Here is a 22,706-nt window from a genome sequence, read left to right on the forward strand (position 1 = left end):
TTTCTTCTAGTGTCCATTTAAAAAGTGGACACTATCAATTTGATGAAGAGTAGTTAAGTTTCGATTATCAATATCTTAACTTAGAAAATAGAATTAAAATATTGTGTCGGATAAAAACTCATAGATAAGTGTAGCTATCTTCTTTGACAACAATGGAGGGACAGCATTTCCCACTTGAACATATTGTTGAGTCCTGTTACCCACAAAAAAATAATTATCCGGAAATGTCTGGATTCTAGCAGCCTCCCTGACTGTCAGACTTCTACATTGCAAGTAATCGGGGTGAATATAGTAATGACCATCCTTAGATATATGGCAAGTAATTGTTGTTGCTGGCTTATTCCAAGGCTGAACTCTAAACCTGTCTGCGAATTTACCAGACTTAAAGTTCTTGTGATTCGGAACTAACGCCTCTGGAAACTCATTTGTTTTCGGGCTAAGCCTAGGCCATTTTTTTTCAAATGCTACAGAAGCCCATAGGCTACAAAACATATAACGCTGAAGATCAAGGTGAATATGTCCCCTTGTCTCATGATTGCACACATGCTTGCCAAGATTATCGTCATAAAACCAATTTCTTAAGTCAGTTTCGTTAATCGAATTACTACGCAATAAACCGAAGTTTGCACCTTGCCCATCGGAAGGGACTGTAACAGAATCAACTGCTTCAATAAACTTATCAGCAATCTCATCTTGACCATGTTGTTTAAGGGACTCCACTGTTTTTTTAGCATCTGTCTCGATCGACATTAACCAGTTGCCATCAGTATTAACATCTTTGGACAGCCCACTTCTCAATTTAGGTAGATCGTGGATAACGCTGCTAATCGGGATTTCATCAGAGCATGTATTTAAGGTAAGTCCATTCCACATCTCAGCTAAATCCTCTCTAACACCTAAAAGTATTACTCGATGCCTTTTTTGCGGAATACCAAAATTTTCACAGTTTATTACATAGTCATGAGGTCTCAGTACCGAATCCCCAGATGAAGCAGTCACTAATGAAAATATCTTATATTTAAGGTTTTTCTTAGACTTGATGTCCTCTCCTGAAGAGGACGATGGATTTTCTAAATCTTGAAAGATGGACTTATATATTAGTTCTCCGTTTACCTTAGCAGACAACATACCCTTGACATTTTCCATCACGAATAGCATAGGTTGGAATCGCGCAATTACTTTTAAATACTCCTTGTATAGAAAGTTTCGATTATCAAGCAAGGGATCATACGCTGTATTAGATTTGTTTCTTGCAACACCCGCTACCGAATATGCTTGGCAGGGGGGGCCACCAATCAAAATGCATTCATCATTACCAACCGCTTTTGAAATGGCAGTGAATATTACGTCGTTATCTTTCCCAAGCTCAAGGTTCAGTGCCTCTCTATCTGCCGCTTCAACTTGCTTTTTGAACTTAGGTATTTTGTACAATCGTTCCTCTGGAGCAGTGCCAAGATTCCCTTTTAAAAATTCATAATATTCTATGGGGGCAACTTTGAATTGTCGAAAGAACGCTCTTAACTTCAGAGTTCTATGTGCACTGACGTCGCGTTCAATTGACGCTGCAATTTTAAACACTCGTGATTTTTTTGAATCAAGTACTGATGAAAACCCTTCACCGAGACCGCCCGGTCCAGAAAATAAATCAATAACTTTAATCGGATTATTCATCCCCGCGTCCTTTCCATCATACTATTTTTACTACCAAAAACACTAAATCCAACCCAACTTTGTTTGTGCACGGAATATATAATATTTACTGCTTGATTAAACACTGAACATCAGAAGAGTATTGAGTGGTATGTATCAAAATTTGGTTTCGAATAATATCAGAAATCGGAGTGTCGGTTTAGCAAAAAAAAAGGCCTTTCGGCCCTTTTCACAAACTTCATTTGAATCACAAACTTTATTTAAGCAACACAAACTTCATTCGAAACTGACACCCCCCCCCCTACTCCTCAACATAGCTCTCAATGCTAGGGCAAGAACAGATCAGGTTGCGGTCGCCGTACACATCATCAATACGGTTAACCGTTGGCCAGAACTTGTTTCTGTGTACTTCTGGTGCTGGGTACGCCGCTAACATGCGGTCGTAACTGCGGTTCCAGTCGCTGTCACAGATGTCAGCTAGTGTGTGCGGTGCATTGTGTAGCGGGTTGTCAGTGGCATCCCACTCACCGCTTTCTACTTTTGCAATTTCTTGGCGAATGCTAACCATCGCATTAATGAAACGGTCTAGTTCGTACTTCGCTTCCGACTCGGTTGGCTCAATCATAAGCGTACCCGCTACTGGGAAGCTCATGGTTGGCGCGTGGAAACCATAGTCGTTTAAGCGCTTCGCGATATCTAGCTCGGTTACACCGCTTGCTTCTTTAAGCGGGCGAAGGTCAATAATACACTCGTGCGCTACGCGGCCATTGTTGCCTTTGTAAAGCACTGGGAAGTGCCCTTCTAGCTTCTTAGCCACATAGTTAGCGTTAAGAATAGCGACTTCGGTTGCACGGCGAAGGCCAGCGCTACCCATCATTTTGATGTACATGTAGCTAATAGGCAGAATTGACGCACTGCCCCATGGCGCTGCCGATACCGCACCACAGTCTTTGCCTGCCGTTTCTACGTTAACAACCGTGTGGTTTGGAAGGAAAGGCGCAAGGTGCGATTTAACACCAATAGGCCCCATACCAGGGCCGCCACCACCGTGTGGGATACAGAAGGTTTTGTGTAGGTTAAGGTGCGACACGTCTGAACCAATGAAGCCAGGTGACGTAATTCCCACCTGCGCGTTCATGTTCGCGCCGTCCATGTAAACCTGACCGCCGTATTGGTGAACAATGTCACAAATCTCGCGCACGGTTTCTTCATATACACCGTGAGTTGACGGGTACGTGATCATGGCGCACGATAGGTTGTCACCCACTTCTTCCGCTTTTTTGCGAAGGTCGTTAAGGTCTACGTTACCTTTGCTATCACACGCTACTACTACCACTTTAAGGCTAACCATTTGCGCAGACGCAGGGTTAGTACCGTGGGCAGAGCTTGGAATTAGGCACACGTTTCTGTGACCTTCGCCACGGCTTTCGTGGTAACGCTGAATAGCCAATAGGCCTGCGTATTCACCTTGTGCACCTGAGTTAGGCTGCATTGAAAGCGCGTCGTAACCTGTTACGTTAATTAACCACTCGCTTAGCTCGGCAATCATTTCTTGATAGCCCGCTGCTTGGTCTAGTGGTGCAAACGGGTGAAGCTGGCCGAATTCAGCCCATGTTACTGGGATCATTTCAGCCGTTGCGTTTAGCTTCATGGTGCACGAACCCAATGAAATCATTGAGTGGTTAAGCGCCAAGTCTTTATTTTCAAGGCTCTTGATGTAACGAAGCATCTCTGTTTCAGAGTGATACTTGTTAAACACTTCGTGGGTTAGGAAGTCGCTAGTACGTACTAAACCTTCAGGAATAGATTTTACGTCTTGCGTGGTTACTTCTGCATCCAGACCTTCAACCGTTAAGCCGTGCTCTTCACCAAGAAGTACGTCGAAAAGCGCAACAATGTCTTCACGTGTTGTAGTTTCGTCAAGCGACACACCTACCGCACCTTCAAGGTCAGCACGTAGGTTCATGCCTTTTGCGTAGGCTTTTGCTAGTACGTCTTCTTTGTTGTCTACCATAACGGTTAGCGTGTCGAAGTACGTGCTATGCTTAAGAGCTACACCTTTTTCTGCACCTTTCTGGTTTAAACCAGTAGCAAGAATGTCGGCGAAGCGGTGAATACGCTCAGCGATAGTTTTAAGACCTTGAGGGCCGTGGTACACCGCGTAGAAGCTTGCCATGTTGGCTAGCAGCACCTGCGCTGTACAAATGTTCGAGTTCGCTTTTTCGCGGCGAATGTGTTGTTCACGAGTTTGTAGCGCCATACGAAGTGCTGGGCGACCACGGGTGTCTTTACTTACGCCGATAATACGGCCAGGTAGTGAACGCTTGTAGCTGTCGCGTGTTGCGAAGAATGCCGCGTGCGGGCCACCGTAGCCCATAGGTACACCAAAGCGCTGTGCACTACCAAGTGCAACGTCTGCACCTAGCTCGCCAGGCGACTTAAGCATTACTAAGCTCATTAGGTCAGCGGCTACTGCCACAATACCTTTTTTCGCTTGTACTGCAGCAATGATGTCGCTGATGTCTTTTACTTCACCGGTAGAGGTTGGGTATTGAAGTAGCGCACCGAATACGTCGTGTTCTGCTGCTTCTTCTGCCGCACCTTTGATGATTTCAAAACCGAACATTTCAGCGCGAGTTTCAACCACGTCAACCGTTTGCGGGTGAACGTTGTTCGCAATAAAGAACGCATTCGCTTTTTTGTTCTTAGACACACGCTTAGCAAGGCCCATGGCTTCTGCTGCCGCTGTACCTTCATCAAGCAGTGACGCTGATGCTAGCTCTAGGCCAGTTAGGTCAATGGTTACTTGTTGGAAGTTAAGAATAGCTTCCAAACGACCCTGGGCAATTTCTGGCTGGTAAGGCGTGTACGCTGTGTACCAACCTGGGTTTTCTAGTACGTTGCGAAGAATAACGTTTGGTACGTGCGTATCGTAGTAACCCATACCAATGAAAGAACGGTTAATTTTGTTCTTTTGTGCAACGGCTTTAAGTTCACTTAATGCTTCAACTTCTGTCGCCCCTTCACCACATTTTAGTGGCTCTGGTAGCGCAATACCTGCCGGTACAGTTTGCTCAATTAAATCGTCTAGTGAGCTTGCACCAATGGCAGACAGCATTTCTTCAATTTCGCCTTTACCCGGGCCAATGTGGCGGCGGATAAATGTATCTTTTTGCTCTAGTTGAGCCAATGTAGGGGAAGTATTCGACATAACGTTGTTAAGCACTCGTAATGGTTGCCGCAAGGGCGCGTTAAATCTTTAAGTTAAAAAGGGGCTGAATTATCTTCATGCCCCTTTTCAAATTATGGTTCTTTTAAAACTGCGTAACGAATTACTCTTCGTCAATGCTGTTTTCGTAGCCTTCAGCGTCTAGTAGACCTTCTACTTCTGCCGCGTCGTCAGCTTTAATTTTGAATAGCCAACCGTCGCCGTATGGGTCAGAGTTAACTAGTTCTGGTGAATCTTCTAGGTCTTCGTTAATTGCTACAATTTCACCTGAAATTGGCGCGTAAACGTCAGACGCTGCTTTTACCGATTCAGCAACACATACGTCGTCGCCAGTGCTTACTGCGTCGCCAACATCTGGCAAATCAACGAAAACCATGTCGCCAAGTAAGCCTTGTGCGTGCTCAGAAATACCTACAGTGAAAACACCGTCTCCATCAGGGCGAACCCATTCGTGCGTAGCGGCATAGCGTAAATCAGTTGGGATGTTGCTCATAATCGTTCCTGTTATTCTCTGTTAACTTATAAAACACTTTTTCCATTGCGAACAAAGGAGGGCTTAACCACTTTTACTGTAACCCACTTTTTGCGCATTTCCACTTCTACTGTTTCACCAACATCACTTGGTACTCGTGCCATCGCAATTGAGTGACCTAGAGTTGGAGAGAACGTACCTGAAGTGATAACGCCTTCGCCGCTTTCTGTTTTCACTTTAAGACCGTGACGCAGCACGCCTTTTTCAGTCATTACCAAGCCTACTAGCTTGTCGGTACCCGCCTCGCGCTGCGCTTCTAATGCTTTACGCCCTACGAAATCACGTTCTGCCGGTTCCCATGTAATTGTCCAGCCCATGTTGGCGGCTAGTGGTGATACGGTTTCATCCATATCTTGGCCGTACAGGTTCATGCCTGCTTCTAGGCGAAGTGTGTCGCGAGCACCCAGGCCGCATGGCTTAACACCCGCGTCTAGCAGTGCTTGCCAGAAGCTTTCCGCTTGTTCAGCTGGCACCATAATTTCATAGCCTGCTTCACCGGTATAACCTGTGGTAGCAATAAATAAGTCTTCTGCTTGTACACCAAAGAATGGCTTCATGCCCGCTACCGCTTCTTTTTGCGCTGCGCTGAACAAGGTGGCGGCTTTTTCTTTTGCGTTAGGGCCTTGTACGGCAATCATGGCAAATTCAGGGCGCTCGGTGATGGTTACGTCAAAGCCTTCTGCTTTGCTCATTAACCAGTTCATGTCTTTTTCGCGCGTTGCTGAGTTAACCACTAAGCGATAGTTAGTTTCGTCGAAGTGGTAAACGATAAGGTCGTCTACAACACCGCCTTCTTCATTAAGCATGCCACTGTATAGCGCTTTGCCTTTGTCTTTTAATTTTGCCACGTCGTTGGCTAAAAGGTACTGAAGATACGCTTTGGCTTGCGCGCCTTTTACGTCAACAATGGTCATGTGAGACACATCAAACATACCGGCGTCTTGACGCACAGCGTGATGCTCTTCAATTTGTGAACCATAGTTAATTGGCATATCCCAGCCGAAGAAATCGACCATTTTCGCACCGGCTTCTAGGTGCTTTGCGTGTAGGGCGGTGGTACTAGACATTCCACTTACTCTTTTTAATTTGAAAGGTAGAAAACGAGATTGAGTATAGTGAGCTAGCGTTTATGCAACAAATTGGAAATTTTTATCAATACATTTAAAAAGCAAATGCATTCGAACAACTGGATTAGATATACAAATGTAAAAAGCCCCGTACTCAAGTCGGTAACGGGGCTTTTGATCAGAGCGGACACACCAATTTTTATTATCGCTTTATCGTTTCCATAAGCGCTTGCGAATCTTCGATTGGTGTTTCAGGGGTATATTGCGTTGGAATTTCCGTTTGCTTTATCCAATCACGCTCCCAGTTTATCAGCGCTTCCTGCAGCGCAGCATCGTCAAACGGAGTTTGAGCTTCCTGTGCGATGCGGTACGCAGATAAGTACATTTTCCAGCGAGGCAAATAATAGTCTTTGTACATACCCTGCCACGCTTTAGATGCATAATCTTTTAGCTTTGGCCCACCCCATTGCGTTACTTGCAGGCGCGCATTATTTACGTAATAAGCAGACTCTTGCGCAGTCTCACCATAAGCTGAGGCGTCACTTAACCACGTGTGCAAACTTTCTTGATGAAACCCTAGCAAGTTGTCTAGCTTAGTGATGGCAACGTCAATTGAGGCCATAAGTTCGTCGCCACGTTCGAAGTCTTTTGATGAATACGCGTTAACCACCTCTTGCAGCATAAGGTCAACATGCAAAGACACTGCATGCTTCACAAAATCGACAATATCGTACTGATATAGGTACGCATTATCCATCAACGGTGCCAGCTCAATTAGCTGTGAGATACCATCGTCTAAGGCCATTAAATTACCCGGGTGCCCATCAAAGTTTACAATGTCGATTGTTGGGCGCTTAAACAGCAAGTACGCGCCAGCTGAGCCTTCCCACCAGCGGCTTTTCCAATAGCTAACAGAGAACACTCCTTTTATCACCTTTTCCCATGCTGCGATAAGTTCGGGTGAAGTCTTTCCATAGCGCGCTTTAGTATAATTTGCTAGCCACTCTTTCATATCGGGCTTGGCGTTCCAAGGCAAATCGAACAGAAATTCATAGGCCACAGAATTGTTATGGATCCCTTCGGGAAATACACCAAACCCGGTTAGCACGCCTTTTTTATCAGAGTTTGTCACCACGTCTAGCTGCTCGACATAGTTTGCGAAGCCAGCATAAACAGGATCTGAACCTCCATAGTTGTGAATGAAGCCAAACACCCATGGCTTGCCTTTGAAACCTTCCGTTCGCTGCCACACGTGATATCTGTCATTTCCGATATCGTGGATCATAGCTTTTTGATCAGGAACATCTTTTAAGAAGGCTTCGATAGACGCGAGGTCCCAGAATTCTTCGTCTGCGCCAAACATCCATCCTTGCATTACCCACACAGCATCAGGTGCAACCTGCGCAATAGATTCGTAGATGCGTTTTCCATAGGATGCGAGCTCGGCGTGTCGGTTCTCTTCAGAAACCGGCGGTAGCATTTCGTTAAATGCGTCTGATAGGTAATAGTCCTGTACACCATAAATTTCGGTATAAAGCTCAATAAATCGCTTAGCCACTGTTTTAAAGAGGGGGTCAGCGGGGTCTAACCAATAGGTAGCATTTTCAAATCCAGTCCAGCGTGGCATTTCATAAACCTTGGCGTCGGGAAAACGCTCAACAAACGCTTTAGGTACGTAGCCACTAAACGCAGGTACAACGGGCTGCATACCCAACGCTTTCATGCGCTTGAGGATTTGTTTTTGCAATTGATGTTTTTTGTTTATCCAACTTTGCGGGAGAGGCCCCTCGTGCCCTTCGATATTCCCCATGCGTTGCCATGGCGTGAATGCTGGGCCAGAAAAGTAATCGGCTAGTTCTTTATCGGTAACGTCGAAATCCTTCCATAATGCTTGCCATACAAATTCTTGCCCTTCCATTGCTACAGGATTGTTTACTCCGTGAAGCGCCATCCAGTCTATTTCTTTCTCCCAACGCTCCCAGTCCCACCACGGTGTTGTATAACCGTAAGCACAAACATTCAGATAAGTACGTTGTTCGAATGGGGTTGTTGTTTTTGCACCATCAAAGTCTTTAAAGACATCAGGGAACGCAACGCGCTTTCCTTCCCAACTTACTGACAAAGCGCCCTGTTCTCGTAAGTATTGATAAGCGCCATACGCTAGTGCGGTACGACTATTTGCCAGCACTTCCGCTTGCCCATCAATTACATTTACTTCAAACCACTCAGGCTCTTTATCAGTTACTTTAATCGTTGATATATTTTTTACTTGCCCCTGTGTAACTCGCTCTAGAACAGCGCTCACCTGAGGGTCTAACGGTTTAGATGCAACTTCTGAGACTTCTTGCTGCTGTTCGCAGCCAGCTAATACAACAGATAAGCTTAGGCACAATGCGCTTATCGAGAGTGACCACGTTTTCTTCATTGCTTAATATCCTGATAAAATCGTAAAAAAATGCTGCGGTTGCCCGCAGCATAATTGTCTTAAAATGAGTAAACCGCACTCAGATAATAGCTAGTGCCTATAATACTTGTCGTTTGCCACACCGGCTTCTCTTCTGTGAAATAGGCTTCTTCGTTGTTACCATTGATATTCAGTGCTCCAAAACGAAGGTTAAGTGCTTCAGTAACGTTATAGCTCAATAGAATATCAACCTGATTTCTACCGTCGACTACCCTTCCCTCGCGTGCAAAGAATGCATCAGTGTTATCTTGAACGTAAGGGCTACGGTTGTTCACTGCGACCCTTGCACTAAAGGTGTCGTTCTCCCAATATCCGATGAAATTCCATGTTTCTTCTGACGAATTGGTTAGCACAAAGTCTTCGCTATCTTCCGCATCGATGAAGGTATAGTTTGCTGAGAAACCGAAACCATCGATAGGTAACAATGCATCAAGGCTCTGGTTCCAACCTAGTTCATACCCTTTGATAGTCGTACCACTATCATCGTTATAGGTGCTGGTGATTTCATAGATGTTACCTTCTATGTCCACACAATCTTCCGGCGTTCCACTTAGCGCAACGTCATTGTAGCTATCAGGGCAAACAAACTCAGAAACCGACCCGTTCTTAATTTCTTTCCAAAAAAGAGTGAGTGCTAAGCTATTACCTTCGCCGTAGTACCACTCTAGCCCTAAGTCGGCTTGATCGGCAGTCAGCGCTTTCATGTTAGGCTGGCCAAGATCTACAGTGTAAGTACGCGTACCGAAAGAATTATTTACCGACGTTTCAGAGGCAGCAATTTGTGTGCGCGATGTCAGTAATGGACGGACTAGCACCTTGGCAGCAGCAAATCGCGCTTGTACTTCGTCTGTCAATTCAAGCACAAGGTTTACGCTAGGTAAAAAATTGTTGTAATCGTAGTCAAATGCCGTTTCGCCAATCACTAAACTGATTTCAGAGTTAATCGGGTTATCTTCACCGGTCAGATAGGTATTGATCGTCCTGTCGGTAGTTTCATAACGACCACCAATATTTCCTCTCAACGTCATTTCACCGATGTAACTTTCGAAATCAACTTTTCCGTAAACCGATAGGATATCTCGCTCTATTGAATATGAAGATTGAGCAGCGAATAAAGTGGGAACTGTTACCCCTTCGGCCAAAAGCGCATCTCGGTAAGCTTGAATATCTGGCGCGACCCAGCCATGCTCTATGGACATTTGGTTGTCCAAGAAGTCAGTTACCATATAGTTAAAGTCACTCATTAACGGAAGGTCGCTTGGATCAGCTTCACCAATGGCGAATCTATCCGTACGAAAAACGTCTCTATTGAATTCTTCTTTACGGAATTTTCCTCCAAAAGCAAAACCAGTGAAGAAGTCGCCTTCAAGCACACGAATTGCGTCAAATTGAAGTGCACTTTCAGAAGAGTCCATGTATCGAGTTGCTCCATTTGGGTACTCGTTCCTTGGCATGTCAGCAGGGTATAAAGAAGGGTCGGTTAGATCTTCATCCACGTTGAAGATAACGTTATTGCGATCTGAAATATCCATGTTTGCAGATACCGTAGTCGCTAAGATTACCGCCTCTTCTGCATGCACAGCCTCGCCTTTCGTGTAATGAGCGATACCGGTTAAAGTCCAGTTTTCTGTCTCGTACTTTGACTCAAGCGTAAACGCTTTACTGGTAGCCTGTTTGTCCTCAGCTTGGCGATTATTTTCAAGAGTAAAGTCGTCAATACGCACTTGGTTATAAACGCCATTTACCGGCTCACCAAGTAGCGTGATATCGTCGCGATCGAACAAGAAAACCTGCTGGTTCAAATCTTGTACCGTGTCGTCATCAGCATAAATTGCGGTAAACGTTGTTTCGAAATTATCGCTAGGACGCCACTGTACTGCGCCGTTCATCAAATAGCGTTTGGTTTCGCGGTCAATACGGCGGTAACGCGGACGTCGAGGAATATCATTGCCTTCATCGTCGCTGAACCACCTACCCATCCAGAAGTTATCTACCCTGTCGTCAAGTTCCTGATAACCTGCGTTTAAAAATAATCCTACTGTGTCATCAGCAAATTGGTCGATATAGGTGATATTACCTTTGGGGGTCACATCATCTGTGGGTGAGAATTCCGAATATTGCCCCTTAACCGAAGCTACAACTTTACGCTCACTGTAGGAAAGTGGCTTCGTAGTATCGATATTAATAGTACCTGACAAACCACCAGTATCCATGTCTGCACTGGGAGATTTAATTACTGAAATACTTGAAGCTAGCTCAGACTGTATAATGTCGTAACGAAAGCCACCAGTAAAATCCGCACTCGCCATAGTTTGGCCATTCACGGTAGTTCTGGCATATTGGGAGCCTAAACCGCGAACACTGATTGTAGAACCTCTACCGTTAATATTTGATATCTGTACGCCAGGGATTCGCTGGATTGCTTCAGCAATGTTCTCGGTAGGAAACTTTCCGATATCTTCTGATGTAATAATGTCTGCAACTTTCGTTTCATCGCGTTTTAGTGCCGCAGCTTGGACCAAACTAGAACGATAAGTAACGTCAATACGTTCAACTTCACTATCACTTACGTCTGAGGCAGCTTGAGCAAAAACCAGTGCAGGCGAGCTAAGAATGCCTACGATAGCACTGGCGAGTAACGTTTTCTTTGGACGAGCGTTATTCATGATGTGGTTCCCATCTTCTTTGTAGTGGTTGTTGTTCAGCTTTAGGCAACCAGCTGATTAATTTTATTTCTTATTATTAACGATGATTTTTTCATCACCTGCCATTGACGCTACCAACCAATGTCAACGTTGTCAACAAAAAATAAGGAATTATTACTACGATATTGGGTAGACCAAAATATGAACTTTCAGTAAGACGAAAACGCTAAACTACGCTTTCAAGCGAATAATTAGAAGCCGAGTCTCTTACAACTACATCAAGAGAAAACCCTTTTGAATCAACAGCATGAATATCATTGGATTTCATCATTTCAATAACCATTGCTGCAGCTGTTGCTGCAATATCAAAGTTAGGCTGGTCGATCGTAGTAAGATGAGGCCACGTTTGCATGGCGAAGGGACTGTTTTCGAAACCAACAATCGAGATGTCTTCTGGAACTTTAAGGTTGTTAAGACGCGCCATAAATACAGCTCCCGCTGCAATTTCGTCGTTACATGCAAAAATGGCGGAAGGTCGTTTGGGCATGGCAAGTACTTGTTTAGTCATATCCATGCCGGATTCGAAAGTAAACTCCCCATCAATGATTAAATTTTTATCAAAAGGCAATTTTGCTGCTTCATGTGCCTTTTTAAAACCTCTTACTCTCCCTAAACTAGACTCATGCGATGCATGAAAACCAAGAAAAGCAATATCTCTGTGGCCTAAATCCAGCAAATACTGCGTTATTTTAAATCCCGCATCCACGTCGTCTACATGCAACACCGGGGCTAGATTATCAGGGGGTTGCTCGCCAGATAAGATCCTAACTACTTTAGCATCTCTACTGAGTAAAAATGTGACAAGCTCTTTATTTTCCGACAATGGCGGGGTGAGAATAATTCCGCCAATCTGATTTGAACCAATCATAGCCGCAAGTTCATTCCCTACCTCATCAGAATGAGAATCGGTGGGGTGAATAACTAACTCAAACCCTTTTTTTCTGCATTCAGAAATAATTCCATTTTGCATTTCAATCACATAATGGCTGTTGGGATTGTCATAAACAAACGCAAGAGAGAACGGCGCTTTACGCATTACCCTTGCTGTGTGGTTAGGCTGATAGTTCAACTGCTTTATTGACTCAAGCACTTTTTCCTTTACCGACTCACTAACATTTGGTTCTTGGTTAACCACTCGCGAAACCGTTTTAAACGATACTCCCGCTAATTTCGCGACATCCTTAATAGTTGGCTTTTTCATGAAACTCTTTTTCGGTGAAAGGTATTGAGTGTTAGAGAGAATAAAGTGAACCCCCTGTTTAAGCAAATTTCTTGGTCTTCGTAAACCAATGAATAACTAATACAATTTCATCAAGGTTCAAAAAAAACAACAATGACAACGTTGACATAGGTTAAAGAAAAGGGTTAGGGTTAAACAACTGAATATAAAAAAAGCAAGAAACATGACAACAAACACGACATCTTCACGACTTCTGTCTCTCGATGTATTTCGAGGGCTCACCATAATCGCAATGATTGTAGTAAACAGTCCGAATACTTATGGAGAACTCGCGCACGCACATTGGATAGGCATCAACTTTGCCGATTTAGTGTTTCCTTTTTTCATTCTCATTGTGGGTGTAGCAATTAGTTTGGGGTTCAAGAATATTGATTCATCTTCACCACAATTGACCAGTATTTTGAAAAAAGTGTGGAGAAGAGGCTTTACGCTCATTGGGCTCGGGCTCATTGTTAATTTGTTCTATACCCACTTCGAACAAATAAGGTTACTAGGCGTATTACAGCGAATTGGCATTGTTTATATTGCCTGCTGTTATTTAGCAATTTACTGCAAACCGAAGAGCGTGGTTAAAGTGGGCATTGGTATCTTGCTTCTGTACTGGGTATTTATTCTATTGGTTCCTGCCCCGGGCCTCCCTAGCGGGCATCTTGCTCGTGGAGAGAACATTATAAACTGGTTCGATCAATTTGTACCGGGTATGCTGTGGCGTGGTACTTGGGATCCCGAAGGTCTGCTCAGTACTTTTCCTGCCATTGTTACCGGTATTATGGGTATGCTCATTGGCCAGATTATAGTTAAAGACAAGGACGACTTACCTACCACGGTGATGAATTTATTTGTATTCGGCTTTGTTACTTTTTCTCTAGGATGTATTTGGAGCCTAGGTTTTCCTTTCATCAAACAGGCGTGGACCAGCTCATTTGTATTAGCCACCGGCGGCGTAGGCGCCATGATATTGGCCTGTATGATGTGGTACACCGATATTAAAGGCTTCAGAAACGGTACTCAAATTGCCACCATCTTTGGGGCTAACGCGATCACCGCATATATCCTGCACGTAATCATAGAGAAGCTACTTGATTGGGAAATCGCCGGTGTATCGGTTCACAACAGCTACACCACATTTATGTCTGATATGGGAGCAAGTGATTTTATAAGTGCAACGTTGTGGGTCATTCTATTTCTCAGCGTTTGTTTTATTCCTGTATATGTCCTCTATCGCAAACAAATTTTCGTAAAGATTTAAGGTGGAATCTGTGACTCAGAATTACTTTGTAGGCGTTGATGGCGGTGGCACTAAATGCAAAGCGCGACTTGAAAACGAACAAGGCGAATTGCTTGGCGAAGGATTGTCAGGTCCATGCAACCCTGCTCAATCAGCCGACACCGCGTTCGCATCAATTATCGAAGCTACGACACTGGCATTAGAGGCAGCCTCAATGTCAGCGACGAAAATAAGCAATCTTAATGTTTGTCTAGGTCTTGCAGGTGTAAACGTTACGCGTTATCGAGAAATTGCACAGAGTTGGATATTTCCATTTAAACGTACACACATAACCACCGATCTACACATTGCTTGTTTAGGCGCTCATGCAGGTCAAGACGGCGCAATTATAATAACTGGAACCGGTAGTTCAGCACTTGCAAGCTTGAGTGGCAACTTAACAAGTATCGGTGGCCACGGTTTCCCTTTAGGCGACAAAGCGGGAGGCGCATGGCTTGGCCTGCAGGCCTTGCAATACACCCTTGAAGCACTCGATTCCTTAGTACCTTCCTCTCGGCTTGTTACTGATATGTGCGAAGCTCTTGGTACAGACGATCCTCAAGCGATAGTCGGTAAGTCGCTGCACTTCAAGTCGAGTGATTTCGGTAAGTTTGCGCCAATTGTTGTGAGATGTGCTAACGGCAGTGACCCCGTTGCTCTTAGTATTGTGAACGAAGGAAAGCAGTACCTTTCAGGTGTCGTTTCTCAACTCGAGGAACTCGGCGCTAAACGCATATCAATGATTGGTGGCTTGTCTTCGCAATGGGCTGAGTGGCTACCTGACAATATTCAACAACGTTTACAACCCGCAAAGTGTTCACCTGAATTTGGTGCAATTTCATTGATAAAAGATCTGGTAAAGGAGTGTTAATATGGCTTATGTGACCAAAATGGCGTCTGAAGCAGCAGAAACGCCGCAAGTGCTGAAACGACAACTAAACAACAATAGCCATATATATAACAAATTATCTGAAGCGATAGAAAAACACGATCCAGAGTTTGTGTATATTATTGGTCGCGGCACCTCAGACCATGCCGGCGTGTTTGGAAAATATTTGATTGAAACTGAAATGGGGCTGCCCGTTGCTTCTGCCGCGCCATCGGTAAACAGCGTTTTTGGCAAATCGCTTCGATTAAATAGAGCCCTGGTTTTTATCATTTCTCAATCAGGTAGAAGCCCAGATATACTTGCACAAGCCAAAATGGCAAAGGAAAAAGGTGCGCTTTGTGTTGCGCTGGTAAATGACGAGTCATCACCAGTTAAAGATATTGTAGACATATTTATACCACTTTGTGCCGGGCCAGAAATTGCCGTTGCCGCCACCAAAAGCTATCTGGCGACCTTGTATGCGTTATTAAGCATTGTTGCAAATTTCACTAAACGCAACGATCTTCACGAAGCTTTACTTGCCCTACCTACACAATTAGAGTCGGTAATAAGTTCCCCCTTTGTACTTACCGCAGAGCACTTAGCTCCGCTTGAACGATGCGTTGTACTAGGCCGCGCTTTCGGTTACGCCATATCCAGAGAAATAGCGCTTAAAATGAAAGAAGTCTGTGGAATACAGGCTGAGGCTTTCAGTAGCGCGGAATTTCTTCACGGGCCCATATCCTTGCTAAACCGCAAAACAGCTATTATCGATGCCCATATTCCTGACGCTTCAAGTGCTGTACATAAGTCACAAATTGAAGAAGTGATCCGTAGAGGAGCACAAGTTTTCCCTTTATTTGAGGTACCATTGGATGTGCATCCTCTCACATCGGCGCTCATTGTTATGCAACGTTTTTACTTAGATATTGAAAAAGCTGCGCGCGAGATGGATATGGACCCTGACAGTCCTATCGGACTTAAAAAAGTAACGGAAACCCTCTAGCAATGAAATCTTATTTTGCCAAACTCCTTTTTGACGGCTTTTCATTTCATTCGAACGTGCGCTTTGAAGTGATTAACAGCCGAGTGACCGCTTTCTGCTCGAATAGTGTGGATGATAGCAATGCTGAGGTCATCCATGAGCTAGTCATACCCGCCATGGTAGATGTTCAAGTAAACGGTGGAGGCGGCGTTCAGTTTAACGAAACGCCCACACTGTCTACGCTGCAGCAAATGGCAGAGGCCTTTTTAAAAGTGGGTACGGGCAGCTTAATGCCAACCATTATTACTGACGACATCGACGTTATGAATAAAGGCGCTGACGCTATAGCGTTAGGTCACAAATGGGAGCCAGGCGCTATCCCAGGTGTCCACTTTGAAGGGCCTCACCTCAGCACAACCAAAAAGGGCATGCATAGTTCAAAGCACATCCGATCACTGAGCGACAAAGAGTTGGCCTTATTTACTCGAAATGATCTTGGTAAAGTAATTGTCACGCTAGCACCAGAAGCGGTCTCGCCCTCAGATATTGAGACCCTAACCAATGCAGGCGTAATTGTGTCTATAGGCCACACTAACGCCACCTCCGACGATTGCTTTGCCGCTTTTGATGCGGGGGCTACCGGTGCTACACATCTTTTCAATGCCATGTCACCGTTTACCAGCAGAGAGCCTGGTGTGGTTGGGGCCTCACTTTACAGAGATGACGTCTATTGCGGACTAATCGTTGACCATCATCATGTTCATCCTGTGTCAGCAAAGCTAGCGATAAAGCTTAAAGGTGATGAACGCTTAATGCTGGTAACCGATGCTATGGCACCGGCAGCAAGTAACGTCGACCACTTCGTTTATCAAGGCGTTAAAGTCATACGTAAAAATAATGCACTTCGTCTCAACGACGGTACCTTGGCGGGTTCGCTATTAACGATGGAAGAGGCCATCCAGCATACGCATTTCGACCTGAGTATTGACCTGCAAGCAACATTGAAAATGGCAACATCGACCCCTGCTTCATTTATAAAAAGCGACGCGAACATTGGAACGTTACGCACAGGTTCTTTCGCTAACTTCATAACGCTAAATAAAGACTTAAGGGTGACACGCTGTTGGCGCAATGGCGAAGTCGTCCGGTAGGTATGCAGCTAATATGCATAGCCCGGTATTCTTTTGAAAAACAGATAATACGTACTCACAAAAAATTAAAATATTAAGTAAGCAATACAGTGAAATAAAAACATTATAAGAAGGAAACGTGATGCAAACTGCAGTTAAATCTCCCCCGTCGACGATACTCCCTATGGCAATAATCGGCACATTGTTTTTCGTTTTTGGTTTTATCACATGGTTAAATGGAGCACTCATCCCCTTCTTGCAAATTGTTTGCAATTTGAACGGAACAGAAGCACTGCTAATCGCGTTTAGTTTTTATATCGCATATGTTGTTATGGCACTTCCTATGTCATTCGTGCTCAATAAATTGGGCTATAAAAACGCCATGACTTTCGGGCTTTTATTAATTGCTGCAGGGTGCTGTTTATTTGTTCCTGCCGCTAAAACGCAAACATTCATATTATTTATTACAGCTCAGTTCATCGTCGGTTCCGGTTTAACTATTTTACAAACCGCATCAAACCCATATTTAGTAAAAATTGGGCCGTCAGAAAGTGCGGCAGCAAGAATATCCATTATGGGTTTGTTAAATAAAGGAGCTGGCTGGCTCGCACCAATGGTGTTTATTGCTCTTGTACTCGGTGACTTATCAGGTATCACCGAACAAAGTATCGCTGCATTGCCAGAAGCTGAGCGTAATGCACAAATACAGCAATTAGCACAAAGCCTTGTATTGCCCTACTTAGGTATGGCCGCAGCGTTAGTATTGCTTGCAGTTGCGCTAAGTTTTTCTGGCTTGCCCGAACTGGACCTTGATGTTGAGGATAAGAAACTCGCTGAATACGGAAAAGGTAAAGGCTCAGTATTACAATTCCCTCAGCTAGTATTAGGTGTAATTGCACTTTTTTGTTATGTAGGCGTAGAAGTTGTTGCCGGAGATACCATTGGCCTAGCGGGCTCGCAACTTGGCGTTCCGGGAGCACTAGGGCTCACCTCATACACCATGTTTTTTATGGTCATTGGGTACAGCCTTGGTTTAGCGCTTGTGCCCCGAATTTGCACTCAGCACCAATTACTTACTCTCTCTTCAGTTTTAGGTATTGTTTTGTCAATCGGTATACCGTTCACTAACGCTGAAAGCCACGTCTTTGCAGGTTTTCTGTGGGGTTGGACAGGTATTGCAACGCTTCCTGATCCTATTACTCTTATTGCACTTTTGGGACTTGCTAATGCCATTGTTTGGCCTGCAGTCTGGCCTTTAGCATTAGAAGGGCTAGGCAAATTTACCGCTCGCGGTTCTGCACTCTTGATAATGGGTATAGCTGGGGGGGCAATTATCCCCTTACTTTTCGGATTTGCGGCTGATCACTTCGGAGTGTTGAACGCTTACTGGACAACGATACCTTGCTATGCCTTTATTCTTTTCTATGCGCTGAAAGGGTGGCGTTTAAGAGAATGGTAATTTAGGCGACGACTTGATGGGTTTAACATACGCATAAGTGGTATTCTTGAGTGATGTGTTTAACAACGGTGATATCGGAACCCATCTTTAACAATGAAGCAGCTTTCTCTAGATACTTTACGCACCTTTGTTAGCGTTATTGAGCTTGGTGGCTATGCAAAGGCGGGCGACTTTTTAGGTCGTTCTCAGCCTGCTATTAGTTTGCAAATCAAAAAGCTTGAATCGCAGCTAGACCGAAAGCTATTTACTAAAGTAGGGCAACGGCATGTACCTAGCGCCGATGGGAACTGGCTGTACCCAAAAGCGAAAGAGCTGCTAGAGCTTAACGACAATATCTTTCGAAGCTTAACCCCTGCGCCTTTAAGCGGTAGATTGCGTTTAGGTATTCCCAACGAGTTCGCGTCTACCCTGCTGCCTGGCTTAATTGGTGAGTTTTCTAAGCGCTACCCAGATGTGTCTTTAGAAGTTACGTCCGCGCTAAGCCGCGACCTACTTCACACTAGTCAGCGAGACCACTTTGACTTAATTCTGGCACTTGTTAATCCAGATGAAGAAACTGAGGGGGAAGTTGTTTTAGAAGATGATGTGGTGTGGGTAGGCGATACGTCTCACCCGTTAGTGGGGAATAACATTCCGCTAGTGCTAGCGCCAGATGGCTGCATGTACAGAAGCCGGGTAATTGAACAGCTAAAACAGCAAACGTTTGCTTGGAAAATCAGCTACACCAACGCCGACTTAGGCGGTTTGGTTGCCGCCATTCAGCAAGGGCTTGGTGTTACAGCACTAGCAAAGTCTAGCTTACCGGCAAATTTAGCAGTGCTAAACCACCCGCATCTGCCTAAGTTGGGAAAGGTCAATATTTGCTTATTTAACCAAGACACCCAGCATCCGGTAATAAGTAAAACCCTCGCCGAATTCTTTAAAGTGCGGCTAACCCAGTAAAAAAGGGGTCAGAGTACTTTTTCTGCCCCTCCACCCGTATGCTAATTTGCGTTAGCCGTCGCTTGTGATGGTGTCGATAATCTCAGCAAGCACAGTCTCTGCTTTGCTGGTTTCAACTTGGCACGTGCCTGCGTTCATATGACCGCCGCCACCGTACTTCAAACATAACTCACCAACATTTGTTTTTGAACTGCGGTTAGTAATAGACTTACCAATCGCGAAAACCACGTTCTGCTTTTTAAGCCCCCACATTTTGTGAATAGAGATATTGCAGTCGGGGTACATTGCGTAAATAACAAAACGGTTTGTAGCGTAAATGGTTTCTTGATCTGTTAAGTCGAGCACAACGAGGTTGTCGTGTACGGTGGAGCACTTAGCAATTTGTGCCTTCGCCATTTCGTTGTGCTCGTGATACAAACTTACGCGCTCAGCAACATCTTCCATTTGCAGTATTTCTTCAATACTGTGGTCTTTACAAGCATCTATTAGCTTCATCATTAGCTGGTAGTTAGAGATCTTAAAATCTCTGAAACGGCCAAGCCCAGTACGCGCGTCCATAATGAAATTCATAAGCACCCAGTCGGTAGGCTCTAAAATTTCTTCTTTTGAAAACTGCGCAGAATCACCTTTATCTACCGCGTCCATCATATCTACTGAGATATTAGGAAATTTATCTGCACCTCCGTAATAGTCGTAAACAACACGGGCAGCAGACGGCGCTTCTGGATCGATAATATGATTTTCGATATCGCTGTCGTTTCGTACGGTTTCGCTAAGGTGATGGTCAAAGGCTAGATAGCAGCCTGCAACGTAAGGTAAGTTGGTGGTAATGTCGTTCTCGGTGATGTCTATTTTGCCGTCTTGCATGTCTTTAGGGTGCACAAACAAAATATCATCAATTATGTCTAAGTCTTTCAGTAATACTGCACATACTAGCCCGTCAAAATCACTTCGGGTAACTAATCTAAACTTTCGTTCTGACATCACGTGTTTCCTTTATTAACGATTATCAAGTAAGTGTAACAGCTAGTAAAAATTTTGAGAGATTACCTATATAGATTTTGATTACAAAGTCGTAAAACGCGACGAAAGTATAACTAAAGGCCTGACTCCTCAAATGTTTACTTACTTCACTATTCCAAAAGGCTATTAGAAGATAAGCGATTGGCCTTGTGTTGCTAGTATAAAATTAAAGCCTAGTTTGTTAGCCTGCTCTAGCTCTTTTGATATGACAGAACGCGGGTTTTCTCCTGCTTTTAAACTGTACTTGATATGGCTTATCACAATATTTATGTCTGGAACCTGGCTTTTATCTTCAACTAGTTCGTAGAAGCGAGTAAGTTCTTGCATCAACCACTTAGGCGTAAGGTGTCCGAACAGTAGATTGTCAGGGCGACTGTTATCAAAAGACACTTCAATAACCATGCCTCTTAGCGTTTTGTTTCGCATTTGCTGTGCAAGATAGCGCCATATTTCGGCTAACTTGCCTTCTTTCTCGACATCGTCCGGGCCAGTATCACCAAAGTAAACAAACATATCGTTGTCACTTTCAATAACGAAAGCCGTCGACTCTAAAGGGTGGCTTAAACTAAAAGGCGTGACAGTTAAATTCGTGCCTTTAATTGAAGTGGTTTGTTGCGGAGCCAGATCGATAACATCGTACTTGTTCAGCTTTGGCTCTACACCTCGATTGGTAAAGTTTGCCCATGCCTGCCAATTAAAGTAGGTTGCCTCCATGGTGTCGTTTACTGACTTTAGGGCATAGATGGGTTTATTGTTGTCATCTGGTGAAGCTATGAGTAACCCGGCTACATGATCTAGGTGACCATGGCTAATCAGATATGCAGCAACGTGATTATGCAGTACGTTGCCGTTAGCTCGCAGGTTTTCGTCGGGCTTACTTTTTAAGCCGCTAAAAGCCCCTTCTTTCAACGCAACATCAATACCGTTAACTATGCTTCCTGCGTCTAGCGCAACATAGCGCTCCTCTTCTAAACTTCGCAGTAAAAATGCGCTCAAATTACCGTCTTTAATACCGCCAGTATCGCCCAATGTAACAAGTTGAAATGCCGGTTCTACATCGCTTTTTTTTGTTTCAACAGTAACGTTATATTCCGTTTCCCTATCACTCACTGAAGCAGTGCTGCAAGCGCTTAACGCTGAGAAAATTAAAAGACCCAATAGATGTTTCAAAATTTTTTTATTCCCATTAAAAATATCTGTTTCTTACCTTTTTAAAGCTAAGCAAAAAACAAGAAAGACAAGCTACATAACATCAAGCCCACATCACCATAATAGCCGCAACGCCAATTAACAGCAGCCCAATAATTTCGCGTTTTGTAACCGTGTTTTTTAGCCAATAATGTGAGAGTACTAAAGTGAGCAACACCTCTAGTTGCCCCAGTGTTTTCACCAACGCCACATGCTGTAGCGCCATAGCTGTAAACCAGCATATTGAGCCTAAACAGCTTACTGTACTTATCGCTAGCACCTGTTTCTTAGCGCTCACTAGTTGCTTAAACACGAAGGGTTTGGTTAATGCTATGTATGAACTTAAAGCAACCGTCTGAACGCAGAGCACCCATAATAAGACCCATGCTGCGGCTACTGTATGCTGAATATTAAGCATGTGGCTAGCTTCACGCACTAGAAGTGATGTCAGCGCAAAGCAAGTACCGCAAGCTAGACCGATAGCCATGGTTTTCACACTAATACCATGAAGTCGGTTACCGCTGCTTAGCACAAATACAGCTATTCCACCTATGACTATGCCTGCCCACCCAAGGGGTGTTAGGTAACTACCAAAAAACAGCATGCCTACCACACCCGCCACTAAAGCTTCACTTTTAGCCAAGCCTGCTCCAATAGCAAAGTTCTTTTGCTTAAACAAAATCACCATTAAAGAAGTGGCCGCTATTTGAAGCAGTGAAGCACACAAGATCACTGTGATAAATGGGCCCGTAAATTGCGGTATTTGGCTGGCACTAGTGCTGTAGAGCGTAAGCAAATAAATAAGGGCTATGGGCGGAGCCAAGATAAAACGAGATAGCGTAACGCCCGAGGTGTTAACTGAACCACTTAGTCTGCTTTGCAGCGCATTACGCACGGTTTGCATGATAACCGCGCCCAATGTAAATAAAACCCAACTCATTAGCGTTGCTTTACCTT

General features: G+C 44.3%; 16 protein-coding genes. 6 read left to right on the forward strand and 10 right to left on the reverse strand.

Annotated features, from left to right (window positions below; genetic code table 11):
* Positions 1 to 93: 93 nt before the first annotated feature.
* From ACXAER_RS04970 to ACXAER_RS05000, 7 genes are all read right to left on the reverse strand, one after another.
* Positions 94 to 1,671, reverse strand: a complete 1,578-nt coding sequence (locus ACXAER_RS04970; RefSeq protein WP_474827185.1) for a DNA cytosine methyltransferase — start codon at positions 1,669 to 1,671, stop codon at positions 94 to 96.
* 280 nt (positions 1,672 to 1,951) lie between these two features.
* Positions 1,952 to 4,861: an aminomethyl-transferring glycine dehydrogenase gene (gene gcvP, locus ACXAER_RS04975; RefSeq protein ID WP_474827186.1), complete on the reverse strand. Its 2,910-nt coding sequence runs from the start codon at positions 4,859 to 4,861 to the stop codon at positions 1,952 to 1,954.
* A 121-nt stretch (positions 4,862 to 4,982) separates the two neighbouring features.
* Positions 4,983 to 5,372, reverse strand: a complete 390-nt coding sequence (gcvH, locus tag ACXAER_RS04980) for a glycine cleavage system protein GcvH (protein ID WP_014979989.1) — start codon at positions 5,370 to 5,372, stop codon at positions 4,983 to 4,985.
* Positions 5,373 to 5,398: 26 nt separating this feature from the next.
* Positions 5,399 to 6,478, reverse strand: a complete 1,080-nt coding sequence (gcvT, locus tag ACXAER_RS04985; protein ID WP_136782051.1) for a glycine cleavage system aminomethyltransferase GcvT — start codon at positions 6,476 to 6,478, stop codon at positions 5,399 to 5,401.
* A 202-nt stretch (positions 6,479 to 6,680) separates the two neighbouring features.
* The gene (locus tag ACXAER_RS04990; RefSeq protein WP_474827189.1) at positions 6,681 to 8,903 is read right to left on the reverse strand and encodes an alpha-N-acetylglucosaminidase; all 2,223 of its coding nucleotides are present in this window, start codon (positions 8,901 to 8,903) and stop codon (positions 6,681 to 6,683) included.
* Between the two features lie 59 nt (positions 8,904 to 8,962).
* Entirely contained in the window at positions 8,963 to 11,608 is a 2,646-nt protein-coding gene (locus tag ACXAER_RS04995) for a TonB-dependent receptor (protein WP_474827191.1), read from the reverse strand.
* Positions 11,609 to 11,813: 205 nt separating this feature from the next.
* Positions 11,814 to 12,848 carry a LacI family DNA-binding transcriptional regulator gene (locus ACXAER_RS05000; RefSeq protein ID WP_474827193.1) on the reverse strand — a complete coding sequence of 345 codons (1,035 nt, stop codon included), beginning with the start codon at positions 12,846 to 12,848 and terminating at the stop codon, positions 11,814 to 11,816.
* 202 nt (positions 12,849 to 13,050) lie between these two features.
* Here ACXAER_RS05000 and ACXAER_RS05005 point away from each other — a divergent pair, with 202 nt between their 5' ends.
* From ACXAER_RS05005 to ACXAER_RS05030, 6 genes are all read left to right on the forward strand, one after another.
* Positions 13,051 to 14,136 (forward strand): acyltransferase family protein, encoded by a 1,086-nt coding sequence (locus ACXAER_RS05005; protein WP_474827195.1) that lies wholly within the window; start codon positions 13,051 to 13,053, stop codon positions 14,134 to 14,136.
* Positions 14,137 to 14,146: 10 nt separating this feature from the next.
* Complete coding sequence (locus tag ACXAER_RS05010) at positions 14,147 to 15,025, forward strand: glucosamine kinase nucleotide-binding domain-containing protein (protein WP_474827197.1); 879 nt, start codon at positions 14,147 to 14,149, stop codon at positions 15,023 to 15,025.
* Between the two features lies 1 nt (position 15,026).
* On the forward strand, positions 15,027 to 16,028 hold the full coding sequence (gene nagB-II, locus ACXAER_RS05015; protein ID WP_474827199.1) for a glucosamine-6-phosphate deaminase NagB-II: 1,002 nt from the start codon (positions 15,027 to 15,029) through the stop codon (positions 16,026 to 16,028).
* A 2-nt stretch (positions 16,029 to 16,030) separates the two neighbouring features.
* Positions 16,031 to 17,158 (forward strand): N-acetylglucosamine-6-phosphate deacetylase, encoded by a 1,128-nt coding sequence (gene nagA, locus ACXAER_RS05020; RefSeq protein WP_474827201.1) that lies wholly within the window; start codon positions 16,031 to 16,033, stop codon positions 17,156 to 17,158.
* A 121-nt stretch (positions 17,159 to 17,279) separates the two neighbouring features.
* Positions 17,280 to 18,596 (forward strand): sugar MFS transporter, encoded by a 1,317-nt coding sequence (locus ACXAER_RS05025; protein ID WP_474805406.1) that lies wholly within the window; start codon positions 17,280 to 17,282, stop codon positions 18,594 to 18,596.
* A 93-nt stretch (positions 18,597 to 18,689) separates the two neighbouring features.
* Positions 18,690 to 19,538, forward strand: a complete 849-nt coding sequence (locus tag ACXAER_RS05030) for a LysR family transcriptional regulator (RefSeq protein ID WP_474827204.1) — start codon at positions 18,690 to 18,692, stop codon at positions 19,536 to 19,538.
* Positions 19,539 to 19,589: 51 nt separating this feature from the next.
* Here ACXAER_RS05030 and ACXAER_RS05035 read toward each other — a convergent pair whose 3' ends face one another.
* The 3 genes from ACXAER_RS05035 to ACXAER_RS05045 form a co-directional block, all read right to left on the reverse strand.
* On the reverse strand, positions 19,590 to 20,522 hold the full coding sequence (locus tag ACXAER_RS05035) for an exopolyphosphatase (protein ID WP_474805405.1): 933 nt from the start codon (positions 20,520 to 20,522) through the stop codon (positions 19,590 to 19,592).
* Between the two features lie 165 nt (positions 20,523 to 20,687).
* Positions 20,688 to 21,671, reverse strand: a complete 984-nt coding sequence (locus ACXAER_RS05040; RefSeq protein ID WP_474827206.1) for an MBL fold metallo-hydrolase — start codon at positions 21,669 to 21,671, stop codon at positions 20,688 to 20,690.
* A gap of 142 nt (positions 21,672 to 21,813) precedes the next feature.
* Positions 21,814 to 22,689: an EamA family transporter gene (locus ACXAER_RS05045; protein WP_474827208.1), complete on the reverse strand. Its 876-nt coding sequence runs from the start codon at positions 22,687 to 22,689 to the stop codon at positions 21,814 to 21,816.
* Between the last annotated feature and the right edge of the window lie 17 nt (positions 22,690 to 22,706).

The sequence above is a fragment of the Alteromonas sp. AWJ4_199 genome (assembly GCF_056159165.1).